15 protein-coding genes are annotated in these 17265 nt (G+C 71.6%); 10 read left to right on the top strand and 5 right to left on the bottom strand.

All coding sequences use genetic code 11. The annotated features are described in order from the left end of the window. Nucleotides 1-168 precede the first annotated feature (168 nt). Complete coding sequence (locus Asera_RS03290; RefSeq protein WP_212804493.1) at nt 169-1098, bottom strand: hypothetical protein; 930 nt, start codon at nt 1096-1098, stop codon at nt 169-171. A gap of 88 nt (nt 1099-1186) precedes the next feature. Continuing rightward, a complete protein-coding gene (locus Asera_RS03285; protein WP_051803003.1) occupies nt 1187-1948 on the bottom strand; it encodes a TMEM175 family protein in 762 nt (253 codons plus the stop codon). A 199-nt stretch (nt 1949-2147) separates the two neighbouring features. On the opposite strand from Asera_RS03285, the gene Asera_RS03280 reads away from it, so the two are divergent. The 5 genes from Asera_RS03280 (at nt 2148) to Asera_RS03260 (ending at nt 6412) form a co-directional block, all read left to right on the top strand. Further along, on the top strand, nt 2148-3617 hold the full coding sequence (locus tag Asera_RS03280; RefSeq protein WP_030449497.1) for a menaquinone biosynthesis decarboxylase: 1470 nt from the start codon (nt 2148-2150) through the stop codon (nt 3615-3617). Next, complete coding sequence (mqnP, locus tag Asera_RS03275; protein WP_084132774.1) at nt 3617-4621, top strand: menaquinone biosynthesis prenyltransferase MqnP; 1005 nt, start codon at nt 3617-3619, stop codon at nt 4619-4621. Before Asera_RS03280 ends, mqnP begins: the two co-directional genes overlap by 1 nt. A gap of 268 nt (nt 4622-4889) precedes the next feature. Next, nucleotides 4890-5075 (top strand): hypothetical protein, encoded by a 186-nt coding sequence (locus tag Asera_RS03270; RefSeq protein ID WP_030449499.1) that lies wholly within the window; start codon nt 4890-4892, stop codon nt 5073-5075. A 117-nt stretch (nt 5076-5192) separates the two neighbouring features. Then, complete coding sequence (locus tag Asera_RS03265; protein ID WP_051803004.1) at nt 5193-5657, top strand: pyridoxamine 5'-phosphate oxidase family protein; 465 nt, start codon at nt 5193-5195, stop codon at nt 5655-5657. A gap of 77 nt (nt 5658-5734) precedes the next feature. Next, nucleotides 5735-6412 carry a UbiX family flavin prenyltransferase gene (locus Asera_RS03260; RefSeq protein ID WP_030449501.1) on the top strand — a complete coding sequence of 226 codons (678 nt, stop codon included), beginning with the start codon at nt 5735-5737 and terminating at the stop codon, nt 6410-6412. 59 nt (nt 6413-6471) lie between these two features. Here Asera_RS03260 and Asera_RS03255 read toward each other — a convergent pair whose 3' ends face one another. Next, nucleotides 6472-6684: a BldC family transcriptional regulator gene (locus tag Asera_RS03255; protein WP_051803013.1), complete on the bottom strand. Its 213-nt coding sequence runs from the start codon at nt 6682-6684 to the stop codon at nt 6472-6474. Nucleotides 6685-7030: 346 nt separating this feature from the next. Here Asera_RS03255 and Asera_RS03250 point away from each other — a divergent pair, with 346 nt between their 5' ends. Both Asera_RS03250 and Asera_RS03245 read left to right on the top strand, forming a co-directional pair. Beyond that, the gene (locus Asera_RS03250; RefSeq protein WP_030449503.1) at nt 7031-7492 is read left to right on the top strand and encodes an Lrp/AsnC family transcriptional regulator; all 462 of its coding nucleotides are present in this window, start codon (nt 7031-7033) and stop codon (nt 7490-7492) included. A gap of 64 nt (nt 7493-7556) precedes the next feature. Continuing rightward, a complete protein-coding gene (locus Asera_RS03245) occupies nt 7557-8948 on the top strand; it encodes a class II fumarate hydratase (protein WP_030449504.1) in 1392 nt (463 codons plus the stop codon). 742 nt (nt 8949-9690) lie between these two features. Here the strand turns inward: Asera_RS03245 and Asera_RS03240 are convergent. Then, nucleotides 9691-10329: an IclR family transcriptional regulator gene (locus Asera_RS03240; RefSeq protein WP_244843716.1), complete on the bottom strand. Its 639-nt coding sequence runs from the start codon at nt 10327-10329 to the stop codon at nt 9691-9693. 153 nt (nt 10330-10482) lie between these two features. On the opposite strand from Asera_RS03240, the gene cysS reads away from it, so the two are divergent. The 3 genes from cysS to Asera_RS32935 all read left to right on the top strand — a co-directional run bounded on the left by cysS (nt 10483) and on the right by Asera_RS32935 (nt 15838). Next, entirely contained in the window at nt 10483-11898 is a 1416-nt protein-coding gene (gene cysS / locus Asera_RS03235) for a cysteine--tRNA ligase (protein WP_030449506.1), read from the top strand. Continuing rightward, complete coding sequence (gene rlmB / locus Asera_RS03230) at nt 11898-12959, top strand: 23S rRNA (guanosine(2251)-2'-O)-methyltransferase RlmB (protein ID WP_030449507.1); 1062 nt, start codon at nt 11898-11900, stop codon at nt 12957-12959. The genes cysS and rlmB overlap by 1 nt, the downstream gene beginning before the upstream one ends. Nucleotides 12960-13093: 134 nt before the next feature. After that, complete coding sequence (locus Asera_RS32935) at nt 13094-15838, top strand: Hsp70 family protein (protein ID WP_051803005.1); 2745 nt, start codon at nt 13094-13096, stop codon at nt 15836-15838. Nucleotides 15839-16094: 256 nt separating this feature from the next. Here the strand turns inward: Asera_RS32935 and Asera_RS03220 are convergent, their stop codons facing one another. After that, nucleotides 16095-17186: an ABC transporter ATP-binding protein gene (locus Asera_RS03220; RefSeq protein WP_030449509.1), complete on the bottom strand. Its 1092-nt coding sequence runs from the start codon at nt 17184-17186 to the stop codon at nt 16095-16097. Nucleotides 17187-17265 lie beyond the last annotated feature (79 nt).

The following is a 17265-nucleotide window of genomic DNA, read 5'->3' as shown; positions in this document are numbered from 1 at the left end:
GAGGTGGCCTTTACACCACCAGCACCCAACGGCCCCGGCCAGAGACGCGTACACACCGCCGGCTGCAACCGGCGCCGGACAAGGGTGGGCTTTACACCGCCAGCGCCGAGCGCACGCCAGCCGCGCACCGGCGCTTCGGGTTGACCTCAGCGCAAAGAGGTCCCCCACTCAGCAGGTCCCCGCCGCCCAGGAGTCGTACCGCTCCCGCCAGGAGACGCAGTACCCGGAGTAGGCGGGGGACGTGTCGGTCGGTATGGCGGGGTCGCGCCAGGGTACGGCGTCCCCGCGGGGATCGGCCGCCACGATGCTGCCGGTGACGGCCACCGCGGGCACCGGGTACCGCCCGCCGCGTCGCGGATCCACGTACACCTCGACGTACTGCTCCAGTTGTGCCCGCGGCCCGAACGGCAGGGTCGGCGCGGCGAGCAGGTTCCAGCGGTTGTCCCACCACAGGTAGGCGCGCCAGGTGGTGCCGCCGCTCGCGGCGGGCCCGGACTCGACGACGACCGAGATCCGGTCGCCGTCGTGCACCGGGTACTGGTCGTAGTAGGCCCAGTCGCCGCCGGTGCTGTCGTAGGTGTAGACGTGCTGGGCGTTGTCGTCGAGCCAGCCGTCCTCGGTCCAGCCCGCCTCGAGCCACCGGGTGCGGCCGGCCGCGTCGGCGCGCGCCATCACCCGGGCGGCGACGAAGTCGTTGCTGCGCCGCCGTACCCCGGTGTCGCGGACCTGCAGGGTGGCGCCGACGGCGGCGTAGTCGTTCTCGCTGTACGCGCCGAGGTGCCGGTACCCGTCGGCATCTTCACCCGGCCGCGCGGCGAGCCCGACGCCCCCGCCCGACGGAGCGCCGCCGGCCGGTGCCCGTCGCCCGCCCGACGGACCGGTGCCGGCCGGTGCGACGCGCGTCGCTGGTACCGGCCGGGCGGGGACGACGCGGGTCGGGGCGGCGCGGCAGGCCCCGGCGCCGGGCGGTGCGGTGGGCGGGCGGCGCGGTGCGGTGGGTCCGCCTGGTGGGCAGGCCGGCAGCTCGTCGCCCGCGGCGACGGCCGCGACCGGCCGGGGGGTGCCGGCGGTCGCCGGTAGCGGCGCCACCGCGGGCACGCCGAGCACCAGCAGCAGTGCCGACCAACGGGCGGGTAGGCGCGAGGGGATGCCGGTACCGTTCCGGCAACGCCGAGGATTCACGTGACTACATAACGGTGGTCTCCGGTGTCGGTGACGACGGCCGGTGTGTCCCGAGCCAGCGCCGCAGCCGGTCGCCGAGCAGTCGCATCGGCACCGGTATCGCGAGCCAGACCAGGAACGACCACTGGCCGAGCAGCGCGATCGGGATGGAGATCGCGAACACCCCGGCCATCATCAGCGACCGCATCTGGGCACCGTCGATCGCCTTCGTGGGAACGCCGGGACGGAACAGCCCGTACTTCCACATGTCCCGCACCATCAGCGCGAACAGCAGACCGGACACCGCCTGCGCCAGCGCGTACAGCCCGAACCGGACGAGGAACGCGCCGTCGTCCTCGCTCTGGGTGAGCAGCTTCGTCAGGTACGGCAGCAGCACGGTGATCATGAGCCAGAGCATGTTGTACCGCAGTACCCGCCCGCCGAGCTGGCGCACCCACCGGAACACCGCGTGGTGGCTCATCCAGTGCGCGCCGATCACCGCGAAGCTGATGAAGAACGCGATGTACTCCATCTTGCGGTCGTACATCCAGCTCAGCACCTCGGCGCTGGTGCCACGCTGCGGCACCGGAAGCTCCAGCGCGAGCAGGGTGATGGCGATCGCGATCACCGCGTCGGAGAAGAACGTGAGCCGCTCGGCCGCGGCGAACTCCACCTCCACCCGGGTCAGCCGGATCTCCTCCGCCTCGGCCCGGGTGGCAGCGTCCACCGCCGGTGCGGCGGCGCCGCTCGGCTGCGACGCGGAAGGGGACTGTGGTTCGTCGAGCATCAACGGCCTCGTACCTCGGGGTGGTGGCTCGGCCGGGCGCACCTCACGGCCCTGACCTCTGTGGACGTCGTGAGTGTGCCAGACCGGGAAAACCGGGCGGACGCTTCGAGCGGTACCGCACGGGCGGGCCCGCGGGGCAGCGGTCACGATCTGGTCAGGTCGCGGCGGCGCGCCGGGAAGCGCTTGACAGACTGTCGGCATGGCACACGGCTACCCGTACGCGGATCTGCCCGATTTCCTGCGCCGGCTGGAGAAGGCCGGCGAGCTGAAGCGGGTGTCGGTACCGGTCGATCCGACGCTGGAGATCAGCGAGATCACCCAGCGGGTGGTCCGGGCCGGCGGGCCGGCGCTGCTGTTCGAGCGGCCGACCCGGGGCGACATGCCGGTGCTGATGAACCTGTTCGGCACCCGCCGCCGCACCTCGCTGGCGCTGGGGGTACGCGACGTCGACGAGATCGGTGACCGGATCGCCGAGCTGGTCAAGCTGGAGCTGCCGACCGGGCTCGGCGGCATCTGGGGCGCGCTGGGCAAGCTCGGCCAGCTGAAGTCGGTGCCGCCGAAGCACGTGAAGAGTGCGCCGTGTCAGCAGGTGGTGTACACCGGCGACGAGGTCGACCTGGACCGGCTGCCCGGCCTGCAGGTGTGGCCCGGCGACGGGGGGATCTACCACAACTTCGGACTGACCCACACCAAGCATCCCGAAACCGGCAAGCGCAACCTCGGCCTGTACCGGTTGCAGCAGCACTCCCGCAACACGCTCGGCATGCACTGGCAGATCCACAAGGACTCGACCGCGCACCACGCGGTCGCGGAGCGGCTCGGTCAGCGGTTGCCGGTGGCGATCGCGTTCGGCTGCGACCCGGCCGTGTCGTACGCCGCGTCGGCGCCGCTGCCGGCCGAGATCGACGAGTACCTGTTCGCCGGGTTCCTGCGCGGCGAGCGCGTCGAGATGGTCGACTGCAGGACCGTGCCGCTGCAGGTACCGGCGAACGCCCAGGTGGTGCTGGAGGGCTGGATCGAGCCGGGGGAGCGGGCGCCGGAGGGGCCGTTCGGCGACCACACCGGCTTCTACACGCCGGTCGAGCCGTTCCCGGTGCTGCACGTCGAGTGCATGACCACGGCGAAGAACCCGGTGTACCAGTCGATCGTGACCTCGAAGCCGCCGCAGGAGGACTTCGGCCTGGGCAAGGCGACCGAGCGGATCTTCCTGCCGCTGATCAAGATCCTCATCCCGGACATCGTGGACATGAACATGCCCGAGCCCGGGGTGTTCCACAACTGCCTGGTCGTGTCGATCGACAAGCGGTTCCCCAAGCAGGCGCAGAAGGTGATGCACGCGGTCTGGGGTGCACACCTGCTGTCGCTGACCAAACTGGTCATCGTGGTGGACGCCGACTGCGACGTGCACGACCTGCGCGAGGTGTCGTTCCGTGCCTTCGGCAACGTCGACTACCTGCACGACATCGTGGTCTCCGAGGGACCGGTCGACCATCTCGACCACTCCTCGTACCACCAGTTCTTCGGCGGCAAGCTCGGCGTCGACGCGACCCGCAAGCTGCCGACCGAGGGGTACACCCGCGAGTGGCCGGAGATGATGACCATGTCACCGGAGATCGTGTCCACTGTGGACAAACGCTGGGCCGAGTACGGCCTGGGGACGGGCCGCTGATGTCCACCGACGGCTCGCCCACCCCGGCCACCGGCGGGGCACCGACCCCGGCCACCGACGGCTCGCCCACCCCGACGGCCGGCGGCAGCGGCACCGCGGACGCGGTCAGCGACTCGGTGGTACGCCCCGGGCACGGCGCCCGCGCGTTCCTGCGGCTGGTGATGATCGAGCACTCGATCTTCGCGCTCCCGTTCGCCTACGTCGCCGCGCTGTCGGCGATGCGCATCCACGGCGGGCACGTGCAGTGGCTCACGCTGGTCGAGATCACCGTGGCGATGGTCGCCGGCCGTACCGTCGCGATGGCGGCGAACCGCATCATCGACCGGCACATCGACGCGCAGAACCCCCGTACCGCGCACCGCGAGCTGGTCACCGGCGCGCTGTCGCTGCGCAAGGCGTACCTCGGGCTCGGCATCTCGCTGCTGGTGTTCTTCGTCAGCGCCGGGCTGCTCAACTGGCTGTGCCTGGCGCTGTCGCCGATCGCGCTGTTCTTCCTGATCATCTACTCGTACGCGAAGCGGTTCACCGACTTCCCGCAGGTGTTCCTGGGCCTCGCGCAGGCGATCGGCCCGATCGGCGCCTGGCTGGGTGTCACCGGCCACTGGTCCTGGACCGCGCTGCTGCTCGGCCTCGCGGTGGGCGCCTGGATCGGCGGCTTCGACTGCATGTACGCCTGCCAGGACGTCGACGTGGACGCCAGGATCGGTGTCCGCAGCGTGCCGGTCCGGTTCGGTGTCGCGAACGCGTTGCGCGCCTCCGCGGTGGTGCACGTGGTCACCCTCGGGCTGTTCGTAGCCTTCGCCCTGGCTGCCGGATACGGCCCGATCTGGTGGGTCGGGCTCGGCATCACGGCCCTGATCCTGGTGTACGAGCACGCCATCGTGCGGCCGTCCGACCTGTCCCGGATGACCCGGGCGTTCTTCACCGCGAACGGTGTGGTCAGCATCGTGCTGTTCGCCTTCGCCCTCGCCGACCTGGTGTTCCTGCAGGGCCTGGGCGCCTGACCGGTCGCCGCAACCGGTACGTCAGGCGATCCGTACCGATCGGAAATCCCGCGACAACCGGCGCGACTCCGGCACCGGCTTGAGTGGAGCCCGCCGTCGTGGGTATCGAACAGGGTGGATGTGGTCCAGGTGACAACCGCGGCAACCGGCTGCGACTGTACGGAGGGTGGACGGTAGATTCACATTCCGCGATCCTGGATGTCTGCCCCCGGTTCTGTCCGAGTGTCGGACCGACCCCGCCGCTCGGCGATGGGGGAGGAGGTAGCGCGTGACCAGATCGAAATGGCGAGAGCTGGATGCGGCAACGAAGCCCCCGGCACCACGTCGGCCCAGCGCCGACACCGAAGAACGCACCGTCGACGCAGCCGGTGACAAGGTCGTCGTCGACGGCGTCACCGGGGACGGCCCGGTGGACGGCTGGACCGACACCGACGAGTACCTCATCGGGCCCTGATCGGGTCCTACCACCGCGGGCCGGTGCGCAGGTCGCGCACCGGCCCGCGGCGTGTCCGGCCCCCGCGACGAGTTCGCCGTCCGACAATCATCGACAGTGGGGAGGCAGGTGGTCGGGATGGGTGACGATCCGGTTCGGACGGCGCGGCACATCGTGGACGCGCAGCGCTACCTGGTGCTCGCGACCGCGGACCGCACCGGCCGGCCGTGGAGTACCCCGGTGTATTTCGCGCACGACCGGTACCGCACGTTCTACTGGGTGTCGTCGCCGGCCGCGGCGCACTCCCGCAACATCGAGACAAGGCCGGACGTCGGCGGGGTCGTGTTCGACTCGGCCGCGCCGATCGGCACCGGGCAGGGCGTCTACCTCGCCGCGACCGCCGCCCGGGTGCCCGCTACCGAGCTGGCCCACGCGCTCGCCGTGTTCAGCCGCCGCTCGCTCGACCACGGCGGCCGGGCCTGGACCACCGCCGACGTCGGCGAGGCCGCCGGCCTGGTGCTCTACCGCGCGGTCGCCGACGGGTACTGGATGCTCGCCAAGGACGGTGCGCCCGACCACCGGGTACCGGTCGCGCTGAGCTGAGGCGCGCGGGTCACGCCGGGCACACCCGGCCCGGGCGGCCGGCCCGGTGTGGCGGGTGGTGCGGCAGAGTGGGGTGCATGGCGGAACAGCGTCGACCGTGGATCGTCGGGATGTCGGGCGCGTCCGGCACCCCGTACGCGCGGGCTGTCGTCGGCGCGCTGCTCGACGCCGGGGCGCCGGTCGACCTGATCGTCTCGCGGGCGGCCCGGCTGACCGTGCTGGACGAGACCGGCCGGCCGATCCGGGACGGGCACTGGCGCGAGGACCTGGCCGGCTTCCTCGGCCGTGACCTTGCTGCCGGTGCCGACCTGCGGTACTGGCCGGCCGGTGACCTGGCCGCCGGACCCAGCTCCGGTTCGTACCCGGCCCGTGGCATGGTGGTGGTGCCGGCGAGCACGGCCGCCTGCGCCGGCATCGCGCTCGGACTGTCGAAGGACCTGTTGCAGCGGGCGGCGGACGTCAACCTGAAGGAACATCGGCCGGTGGTCGTGGTACCGCGGGAGACGCCGGTGCCACGCAGCCACCTGGTACAGCTGCTGGCGCTGCACGACGCGGGCGCGACCGTGCTGCCGGCGAGCCCGGCGTTCTACGCGGGCGCGCGCGACGTGCAGCAGCTGGTCGACTTCGTGGCCGGCCGGGTGCTGGACGCGCTGGCCGTCCCGCACACGCTCTACCTGCGCTGGTCCGGCCGGCTGGGCGAGGCCCGGCTGGCCGCGGACACCAACGATCCGGCGAGTCGGCCAGACCCGGAGTAGAACCCCGGTGCCGCGTCTGGCCGGCGCCGCCGGACCGCTGTCTCTGTGGTTTGGCCGCGTCAGTGCGACGTTGCCTGACTCTCCTCTGCGAACCCTGCTTCGTCGCCGCTGAGCAGCGCGCGAACCTCCGACTCCCGGAACCTGCGGTGCCCGCCCGGCGTACGGATGCTGCCGATCCGCCCGGCTGCGGCCCAACGGGTCACTGTCTTCGGGTCTACTCGGAACAACGAGGCCACCTCACCCGGTGTGAGCAGCCGATCGGAACTCTCCACGACCCCCCTTTGTACATACTCCCTGAATCCATTACAGCATCGACGTCCCCCGCCGTCCCGGAAATGGTCGGAACGCCACCCGATGGGGTGTTGTGGCGACGCACACTTCTTCAACCGCCTGTAGGAATATTGTCACTCGGAGCTGTGCACAAGGGCGGATGTTGGGATTTTTAACAGTCGGTATCCGCTATCGGGTTACCGCACCGATCCGCCGAACGCTGCCGATCGAGCCCGCTCGCGTGTACTGAGCGCAGTCACCGGCGGCGAGTGCCGACCCCTTTCCCGGCAAGTTCCGCCTCTCCCGGCCCCGACAGAACGGACCAGGACGCCGACCTAAACTGTCGCGGTGGACTCGACCGACCGGCAGATCCTCGACCTGCTGCGCACCAACGCCCGCCTGTCGTATGCGGAACTCGGTCGACAGATAGGCCTCTCGCCACCCGCGGTGCACGACCGGGTGTCCAAGCTGGAGGCCACCGGGGTGATCCTCGGCTACCGCACCCTCGTCGAACCGGAGACCATCGGCCTCGGCGTCACCGCGCTCGTCGGCATCGTGCAGACCGACAGCAGCGAGGCGGACGACATCGCCGCCGAGCTGGCCAAGCTGCCCGAGGTGGAGTCCTGCTACTACCTGGCCGGCCAGGAATCGTTCCTGTGCAAGGTGCGGGTCGGCACGATCGGGCAGCTCGAGACGCTGATCGGCCGGCTCAACCGGGTGCCCGGGGTGGCCCGTACCCACTCGACGATCGCGCTGTCCACCAAGTGGGAGAACCGGCCCCAGCCCCTGACCGACCCGGACGAGCAGTGAGCGTCGGGCGACGACACCAGTAACCGAGCCGAACAGCACGGCGAGCGAAGCGAGCGGAGTGGCGATGAGCGAGGAAGAGTTCCGGATCGAGCACGACACGATGGGCGAGGTCCGGGTACCGGCCAAGGCCAAGTGGCGGGCGCAGACCCAGCGCGCGGTGGAGAACTTCCCGATCTCCGGCCGCACCCTGGAGCACGCGCACATCGCCGCGCTGGCCCAGATCAAGGCGGCGGCCGCCAAGGTCAACGCCGAGCTGGGCGTGATCGACACGGACGTCGCCGAGGCGATCCGGTCCGCCGCCGTCGAGGTCATCGACGGTGCCTGGGACGACCAGTTCCCGATCGACGTGTTCCAGACCGGCTCCGGTACCTCCTCGAACATGAACACCAACGAGGTGCTCGCCACCCTCGCCACCGAGCGCCTCGGCAAGCCGGTCCACCCGAACGACCACGTCAACGCGTCGCAGTCGTCCAACGACGTGTTCCCGTCCTCCATCCACGTCGCCGCCACCGCCGCGGTCATCAACGACCTGGTACCGGCGCTGACCCACCTGGCCGACGCGCTGTCGGCGAAGTCCGCCGAGTTCGCCACCGTGGTCAAGTCCGGCCGTACCCACCTGATGGACGCCACCCCGGTCACCCTCGGCCAGGAGTTCGCCGGGTACGCGGCGCAGGTCCGGTACGGGGTGGAGCGGCTGCAGGCCTCGCTGCCGCGGCTGGCCGAACTGCCCCTCGGCGGTACCGCCGTGGGTACCGGGATCAACACGCCGGCCGGCTTCTCCGCGAAGGTGATCGAGGAGGTCGCCGCGGCGACCAACCTGCCGCTCACCGAGGCGCGGGACCACTTCGAGGCGCAGGGCGCGCGGGACGGGCTGGTCGAGACGTCCGGCCAGCTGCGCACCATCGCAGCCGGGCTGTACAAGATCGTCAACGACCTGCGGTGGATGGGCTCCGGTCCGCGTACCGGCTTGGGCGAGATCGCGCTGCCCGACCTGCAGCCCGGCTCGTCGATCATGCCGGGCAAGGTGAACCCGGTGCTGCCCGAGGCGGTACGCCAGGTCGTCGCGCAGGTCATCGGCAACGACGCGACCGTCGCGTTCGGCGGCACCCTCGGCGACTTCGAGCTCAACGTGATGCTGCCGGTCATCGCGGTCAACGTGCTGGAGTCCGTCCGGCTGATCGCGAACGTGTCCCGGCTGCTCGCCGACCGCTGCGTCGCCGGCATCACCGCGAACGTGGAACGCTGCACCGAGTTCGCCGAGTCCTCCCCGTCGATCGTGACGCCGCTCAACCGGTACCTCGGGTACGAGGAGGGCGCGGCCATCGCCAAGCAGGCGCTGAAGGAGCGCAAGACGATCCGCGAGGTCGTCATCGAGCGGGGTCACGTCTCCTCGGGCAAACTCACCGAGTCGCAGCTCGACGAGATCCTCGACGTCCTCTCCATGACGCATCCGTGACCTCTATGCGCTGAGGTCAACCCGAAGCGCCACTGCGCGGCTGGCGTGCGCTCGGCGCTGGCGGTGTAAAGCCCACCCCCGTCCGGTGCTGCGCGCTCGGCGTGCGGAGTGAGCCCCGTGTTCGCCGCTGCGCGCTCGGCGTGCGGGTGTAAAGGCCACCTCTGTTCGCCGCTTTACCCCGCGTGGGGGAATGCGAGGAGAGGGCTTCGCCCCCTCCTCGCGCTCCTTCCCCGCCAAGGGGATTCCCCTTGGCCATCCCCTTGCCAGGCCCGGTGACGATGCCCCTCGACGCCCAGTGCCCGTCGAAGAAGAACAGGGAACCGGCCCGGCATGTCCATCACGCCAACGCCCGCCTCGCAACGCATCGCGTCGCTTCGTGTCCTGGCGGCCCGCAGGCGGGGTGGGGGTTTGGTTTGGCGTGGCGGGCTCGGCGTCGATGGGTAGGCCGTGCCGACACTCCGATCTTCCGAAACGGCCAGGCGGCGTCCTGCCCGATCACTGCTTCCCCGACGGGGGATTGTCAAGGGGGCGGCTGCCCCCTTGATGGGGAGGGGTGTGGGGAGGGGCGAAGCCCGCTCCCACGGTTCCCCCACGAGGGGTGGAAAGAGGAAACAGAGGTGGGCTTTACACCACCAGCAGAAGCGCACGCCGGCGCGAACAGGGGCGGGCTTTACATCGCGCGCACGCGAGCCGGACGGGCGGCGCTTCGGGTTCACCTCAGCGTATAGAGGTGGGGTTCAGCTCAGCGGATAGAGGTGGACAGAGCGGTGGCGGCGGCGAGGACGCGCGGACCGGTGGTGGTGTCGTCGAGGGTGCCGAGGGCGACGACGCCGACGCTGGCCTCGAGGCCGTCGATGCCGAGGACCGGGGCCGCGACGCCGTAGGCACCGGACTGGAATCCGCCGGCCGAACTGGTCCAGCCGCGCTCACCGCGGCGCCCGGCGAGGATGGCCTGGCCACCGGCGGCAGCGGACAGCGGGTGCCGGGAGCCGGTCCGGTACGCGACGTGCAGCGCGGTCCAGGAGGGCTCGACGACCAGCAGGGCGAGCGCCTCGCCGCCGTCCTCGACGGTCAGGTGCGCGGTGGCACCGAGGTCCTCGGCGAGGGCCCGCAGGATCGGTGACGCCGCCTCGGCGAGCAGCGGCTGGGCCCGCCGGGCGAGCGCCAGTACGCCGATGCCGAGCCGCAGCGGCCCGCCGGGGTCGTGGTGCAGCAGCCCGTGGGCGGCGAGCGTGGCGGCCAGCCGGTAGACGACGGTACGGCCGACGGACAGGTGTTGCGCGGCGGCGCTGATCGAGACACCCCCGGGGTGCTCGGCGACGAGGGCGAGCAGGCGCAGCCCGCGGTCGAGCGTCTGCGCGGTCTCGGTCGCCCTCTCCACAGCCAGACCTTACCGGCTGCCGCCCCCACCACCCCCGGTTGATCATGGTGCGGTGTCGACTGGTAAGCGCTTTCTCCGCGTACCGCGCCGTGATCGACCCGGTGGGGGTGGCGCGGGGTTCGAGGAGTGTGGGCGGGCCGTTACGCTTTCAGGGTGAGCCTGCAGCTGTACGACACCGCGACCCGCTCGGTGCGGGACTTCGTCCCGCGGGAACCCGGCAAGGTCGGGATCTACCTGTGTGGTGTCACCGTGCAGAGCCCGCCGCACATCGGTCACCTGCGCTCCGGCGTCAACTACGACGTGCTGCGCCGCTGGCTGGAGTACCGCGGTCTGGACGTTCGGTTCATCCGGAACATCACCGACATCGACGACAAGGTGCTGGCGCGGGCTGTGGCCGAGGCGGTGCCGTACTGGTCGATCGCGTACCGCAACGAGCGGCTGCTCGACGACGCGTACGACGCGGTGGGGGTGCGGCTGCCCACCTACGAGCCGCGCGCGACCGGGCACATCCCGGAGATCCACGCGCTGATCCAGCGGCTGATCGACCGCGACCACGCCTACGTCACCGACGCCGGCGAGGTCTACTTCGACGTCTCGTCGTTCGCCGACTACGGGGCGCTGTCCGGGCAGCGGCCGGACGAGATGCGCTCCGGTGAGGGCGCCGCGCCCGGCAAGCACAGCCCGCTCGACTTCGCGCTGTGGAAGGGCGTCAAGCCGACCGAACCGGACGACGCCTACTGGCCGTCGCCGTGGGGCCGCGGCCGACCCGGCTGGCACATCGAGTGCTCCGCGATGACCTGGCGCTACCTCGGCGAGGAGTTCGACATCCACGGCGGCGGGCTGGACATCCGGTTCCCGCACCACGAGAACGAGATCGCCCAGTCCCGCGCGGCCGGCTTCGGCTTCGCCCGGTACTGGGTGCACAACGGGCCGCTCAACCTCGGCGGCGAGAAGATGAGCAAGTCGCTCGGCAACGTCGTCGACCTGCCGTCGCTGGCCGCCCGCGGGCTGCGCCCGGCGGAGGTGCGCTACTACCTCTCCGCCGCGCACTACCGCTCGGTCATCGACTACTCGGAGGCCGCGCTGGACGAGGCCGCCGCCGCGTACCGGCGGATCGAGGGGTTCGTGCAGCGGGCGGTGGAGCGGGTCGGGGTGGTCGAGACCGACGGCGTGGTGCCGGCCGGGTTCGAGACGGTGATGGACGACGACCTGAACACGCCGCAGGCGTTCGCGCTGGTGCACGAGACCGTGCGGGCCGGCAACACGGCGCTCGCGGCCGGCGACGACGAGGCGGCCCGGCAGGCGCTCGGCGAGGTCCTGGCGATGCTCGGCGTGCTCGGCCTCGACCCGCTGGCCGGCGCACCGGCCGCCGGCGGCAGCGGCCTCGCCGACACGGTCGACTCGCTCGTCGCGCTGGCCCTGCAACAGCGCGAGGCGGCCCGCGCGCGGCGCGACTGGTCGGCCGCCGACGCCGTGCGTGACCAGCTCAAACAGGCCGGCGTACTGATCGAAGACACCCCGCACGGTCCACGGTGGACACTCGCGGCCAACGCAACGGACGGTCCCTGATGCCCGGCAACTCGCAGCGCCGCAATCGTCGCACCTCGTCGAAGAAGGGGAGCACGTCGGGCTCCGGCGGGCACCACAAGCACTCGCTCGCCGGCAAGGGCCGTACCCTGCCCGCCGACGAGCGGCCGTGGCACAAGCAGTACCGCCCCGGTGAGAACGAGCAGCTGCCGAAGCGGACCAAGTGGAAGCAGGAGAAGGAGCGCCGCAAGGCCGCTGCCGAGGGGCGCGCGCCGAAGGCGGGTGGCCGGCGCGACGCCTCACCGGCGTCCGGCCGCCGCGGCCCGCGGGTGTCCCCGGGCCGACGCAGCAGCACGCCGAAGGACGCGCCGGAGCTGCTGGTCGGGCGCAACCCGGTGGTCGAGGCGCTGCGCGCGCACGTGCCGGTGACCGCGCTGTACGTGGCGCAGGGCATCGAGCTGGACGCCCGGACCACCGAGGCGGTGCGGACCGCCGGTGACCGGGGCATCGCGATCATGGAGGTGTCCCGGGCCGAGCTCGACCGGCTCACCGGCGGCGTGCTGCACCAGGGCATCGGCATCCAGGTCCCGCCGTACGAGTACGAGTCGTTCGAGGACATGCTGGCGGCCTCCGGCGAGGCCCCGGCGCCGCTGCTGGTGGCGCTGGACGGCGTGACCGACCCGCGCAACCTGGGTGCGGTGATCCGGTCGGCCGCGGCGTTCGGCGCGCAGGGCGTGTTCCTGCCGTCCCGGCGGGCGGCGGGGATGACCGCGACCGCGTGGCGCACCTCGGCGGGCGCCGCGGCGCGGCTGCCGGTCGCCCAGGTCACCAACCTGACCCGGGCGCTCAAGCAGTGCCAGCAGGCGGGGTTCGTGGTGGCCGGGCTGGCCGCCGACGGCGACGTCCCGCTGTACCAGCTGGAGGCGTCGGTCGATCCGATCGTGGTGGTCGCCGGCTCCGAGGGCCGCGGGCTGTCCCGGCTGGTCGGCGAGACCTGTGACCTGCGGGTGTCGATCCCGATCGCGTCCGAGGTCGAGTCGCTGAACGCGTCGGTCGCGATGGCCGTCGCGCTCGCCGAGATCGCCCGGATCCGCACCGCCTGATTGCACCGGGTGACCATCCCGGCACGCTGCGGCCGTCCGGCGGAGACCGGGACCGCGCTTGGGCTGCGTCCGTACGATCGGGTCCGGTCGTCGTGCCCAGGCGCCGGCCCCGTCGAGGATCGGAGGGATCCGCCGTGACCACGCCGCTTCAGCCGGGTTTCGGTATCGGGATCGATCTCGGTACGTCGAACACGGTGGCAGTGGTGCGCTCACCGGACGGCCGGACCCGGCCGTTGCTGTTCGACGGGCAGCCGATCCTGCCATCGACGGTGTTCGTGGACGAGTCCGGTCACATCCACGTCGGCCGGGACGCGCAGCGGCTGGCGCAGCTGGATCCGGCCCGGTGCGAGCCGAACCCCAAGCGGCGGATCGACGAGCCGTCGGTACTGCTGGGTGACCGCGAGGTGCCGGTGGTGGCGCTGCTGGCGGGGCTGCTGAAGGAGATCGCGGCCAAGGCGGTCGAGGCGGTCGGGTTCCTCCCGCCCGCCGCGATGACGCACCCGGCGGCCTGGGGCCCGACCCGCCGGGGCGCGCTGCTGGAGGCGGTGCGACAGGCGGGGTGGCCGCCGGTGAAGCTGGTACCGGAGCCGATCGCGGCGGCGCGCTACTTCGCGCAGGTGATGCGCCGGCCGGTGCCGGTCGGGTCGTCGCTGGCCGTGTTCGACTTCGGTGGTGGCACGCTGGATGTCGCGGTGGTGCGCAACGAGGGCACCGGGTTCACGGTGATCGGCTCCGGTGGCGACGAGCGGCTCGGCGGGCTGGATCTGGACGAGGCGCTGGTGACGCACGTCGGCGGCCAGATCGGCCAGCGGTACCCGCAGATCTGGCAGCACCTGTCCCAGCCGACCTCGACCACCGACCGCCGGTACCGCCGGCTGTTCTGGGCGGACGTGGGCGGCGCCAAGGAGATGCTGTCCCGGTCGACGAACGCGCCGGTGCCGGTGCCGGGCGCCGACGCGGCGATCCACCTGACCCGCGACGAGTTGGAGCGGCTGACCACGCCGCTGCTGGATCGCGCCGTCGCAGCGACCGAGGCGACCATCGCTCAGGCCGGCCTGCGGGCCGACCAGCTCTCCGGGCTGTTCCTGGTCGGCGGGTCGAGCCGGGTACCGATGGTCGCCCGGCTGCTGCACGCCAAACTCGGCATCGCGCCGACCGTGCTGGAGCAGCCGGAGCTGCCGGTCGCCGAGGGCGCGCTGGCGGAGCTCGCGCCGGCCGACGCGGCGACCGAGTCGATGCCGTACCCGATGTCGGCGATGCCGGCGAGCCCCGCCGCCGGCATGCCCGTCAGCGCCCTGCCCGGCCAGGCCGGCCCGGTGTCGGGTGCGCCGGGACAGCCGTCCGGCGCGCCGATGTCACCGGGTGGGCCGCCCGGGCCGTACCTGCCGGGCGGGCCACCGCCGGGCGGGCCGGGCGGCTACCCGCAGGCGCAGTTCGGCCAGCCGGCGCCGATCCCGGCCCCGCCGCCGGCGCGACGCGCCTGGTACAAGCGGCCGAAGGTCATCGTGCCCGCCGCCGCGGCCGTCGTGCTGCTGCTCGTCGTGGGCGGGTACCTGCTGCTCCGCAACCCTTACCAGGAACGCGGCTTCGACGGGCTGAAGGCGATCGGCTCGGTGAAGTACGCCGGCGCCGACGACAAGACGTGGGTGCAGGTCGTCGGCGACACCGCGTACACCATGGAGATCGACTCGGGCGAGTCCTACACCAGCTCCGGTACGGCGATCCTGCGGGCGATTCCGCTGGGCCAGAAGCCACTCAAGGCGAAGTGGACGAAGCGGATCGACTCCGGCGGCGCCGACTGGGACACCGACTGGGGCATGCACGTGTACGACGGTGGCGGCATCGCGATCCGCTACGGCCCGGACGGCGACACCCCCGGCCGGTACTACCTGCTCGACCTCGACGGCGGCAGCAACTGGCACAGCGACACCGCCAACAACGAGGCGTTCGGGGTGTCGGTCGCCGCCGGTGTGGTGCTTCGGCAGGCCAGCGACGGCTCCCGGATCACCGCGCTCGGCCTGTCCGACGGGAAGCCGAAGTGGCACCTCGCCGGCATCGCGTACGTCGAGAACACGCCCGGCGATCTGGCCCGGCCGGCCTGGTTCGGCAGCTCGTGGCCGATGCACAGCGCGGAGAAGGCTACCCGCGCGGTGGTCGTCGACACCGACAACGTCGCCACGCTCGTCGACCTCAAGACCGGCCACAAGCTCGCCGACGGCGGCAGCCAGCGGCTCTCCGGCACGACGACCGGCGCCACCACCGGTCCGACCCGGCTGGTCTACAACGGCATGCTGATGGACATGACCCCGGCGGCAGGCTTCCAGATCCGGGCGTACGCGCTCGACTCGATGGACCAGAAGTGGGCGTACCACGGGGGCAGCGGCTACACCCCCGACTGGATCCAGCCGTGCGGCGAGTCGCTGCTGTGCATCAAGGAGCACCGCGGCGACAGCACCGACGGCTCCGCCGAGAAGGGCGTCCGGCTGGTCACGCTGCACCTCGACGACGGCAACAAGGAAGCCTGGCACAAGGACGTCAAGGGCCTCGACGGCGCGATCGGGGTCGGCAACCGGGTCGTCGTCACCGCGCACGACGACAGGGCCACCACCACCGTGTACGACGAGGACGGCACCTTCCAGGAACGCCGGGCCGGGATGGACGCGGCCCGGGTCGACGACGCCACCATGTTGCTCGCCAACGGCGTGGTGGAGACCAACGAGACCGATCCGAACTGGACGATGACCGGGTACGGCGTGCAGTCCGGCAACACCGACACGCTCGGCCCGCTCGCCGCCGACCTGTCCAGGTGCGAGTTCAGCGACACATACCTCGCCTGTTCGGGCGACGGCAAGTTCGAGTTCTGGCGTTTCCGGAGCTGAGCTTGCGCGAATCGCCCCCAGCGGCGCCGTCCTGCGGCACACAATGAGGGCACCCAGGCACTTCCCGCTGGTACCGGGTGGCACGGTCGCCGTCCGTGCGCATGCCGGTACCGCGACTGCAGAGAGTAGGAACAGCAAGGGAGGCACCGGTAGCCGCCGGTGCCTCCCTTGTCGCTGTCCCGCCGCTTCCCGGCCGCGGACGCGAGCGGGGCACCGGCCCGAAGGCCGATGCCCCGCATCGCTGGAACGGTGTCGCTCAGGCCTCGACGCGCTCGCCGGTCGACGCGTTGAAGATGTGCGGCGTGCTCTGCGGCTTGAGGTAGACGGTGTCGCCCATGTTCGGCGTGTTCCGCCCCTCGGTACGGATGACGAACTGCTCCTCGGTGCCGTCCAGGTCGGCGCGGCCGTAGACGTACGCGTCCGAGCCGAGCTCCTCGACCAGGTCGACGGTCATCGACAGGCCGCCGTCACCCTGGCCGACCAGCTGCACGTCCTCCGGCCGGAAGCCCACGGTCACCTTGCCGTCGGCGCCCTCGCCGGCCGCGGCGACCGCCTCGCGGGTCAGCGGTACCTGCAGGCCACCCAGGTGCGCGCCGGCGTCGCCGAGCTTGACGGTCTTGATGTTCATCGCCGGCGAACCGATGAAGCCGGCCACGAACACGTTCTTCGGCTTGTCGTACAGCACCCGCGGGGTGTCGACCTGCTGCAGCAGGCCGTCCTTGAGCACGGCGACCCGGTGGCCCATGGTCATGGCCTCGGTCTGGTCGTGCGTCACGTACACGGTGGTGGTGCCGAGGCGGGCCTGCAGCGCGGCGATCTGCGAACGGGTCTGCACGCGCAGCTTCGCGTCCAGGTTCGACAGCGGCTCGTCCATCAGGAAGACCTGCGGCTCACGCACGATCGCGCGGCCCATCGCGACCCGCTGCCGCTGGCCACCGGACAGCGCCTTCGGCTTGCGGTCCAGGTACTCCTGCAGGTTCAGCAGGGCCGCGGCCTCCTTGACCCGGCGCTCGATCTCCGGCTTCGGCGTCTTGCGCAGCTTCAGCGCGAAGGCCATGTTGTCGAAGACCGTCATGTGCGGGTACAGCGCGTAGTTCTGGAACACCATGGCGATGTCGCGCGCCTTGGGGGGAAGGTTGGAGACGTCCTTGCCGTCGATCAGGATGGCGCCGCGGTCGACGTCCTCCAGACCGGCGAGCATCCGCAGCGAGGTGGACTTGCCGCAGCCGGACGGGCCGACGAGAACGAGGAACTCGCCGTCCTCGATCTCCAGGTTGAGCGAGTCGACGGCCGGCTTCGTGGTGCCCGGGTAGATCCGGGAAGCGGCGTCGTAGGTGACAGTTGCCATGGTGATGGCGTCCTTTCACCGGCAGGTACGTGCCGGACGATCCGAGTGAAAGACCGCACAGCCGCGCCGAGGGCGGTGT

Source organism: Actinocatenispora sera, assembly GCF_018324685.1.
GTDB lineage: Bacteria > Actinomycetota > Actinomycetes > Mycobacteriales > Micromonosporaceae > Actinocatenispora > Actinocatenispora sera.
Note: the sequence above shows the minus strand (reverse complement) of the source record. Positions and strands in the feature narration are given on the sequence as shown.

Excerpts from the sequence above, each read along its gene's own strand:
- Asera_RS03285 (WP_051803003.1), bottom strand. The coding sequence starts at position 1,948 with ATGCTCGACGAACCACAGTCCCCTTCCGCGTCGCAGCCGAGCGGCGCC.
- Asera_RS03280 (WP_030449497.1), top strand. The coding sequence starts at position 2,148 with ATGGCACACGGCTACCCGTACGCGGATCTGCCCGATTTCCTGCGCCGG.
- mqnP (WP_084132774.1), top strand. The coding sequence starts at position 3,617 with ATGTCCACCGACGGCTCGCCCACCCCGGCCACCGGCGGGGCACCGACC.
- Asera_RS03265 (WP_051803004.1), top strand. The coding sequence starts at position 5,193 with ATGGGTGACGATCCGGTTCGGACGGCGCGGCACATCGTGGACGCGCAG.
- Asera_RS03260 (WP_030449501.1), top strand. The coding sequence starts at position 5,735 with ATGGCGGAACAGCGTCGACCGTGGATCGTCGGGATGTCGGGCGCGTCC.
- Asera_RS03245 (WP_030449504.1), top strand. The coding sequence starts at position 7,557 with ATGAGCGAGGAAGAGTTCCGGATCGAGCACGACACGATGGGCGAGGTC.
- rlmB (WP_030449507.1), top strand. The coding sequence starts at position 11,898 with ATGCCCGGCAACTCGCAGCGCCGCAATCGTCGCACCTCGTCGAAGAAG.
- Asera_RS03220 (WP_030449509.1), bottom strand. The coding sequence starts at position 17,186 with ATGGCAACTGTCACCTACGACGCCGCTTCCCGGATCTACCCGGGCACC.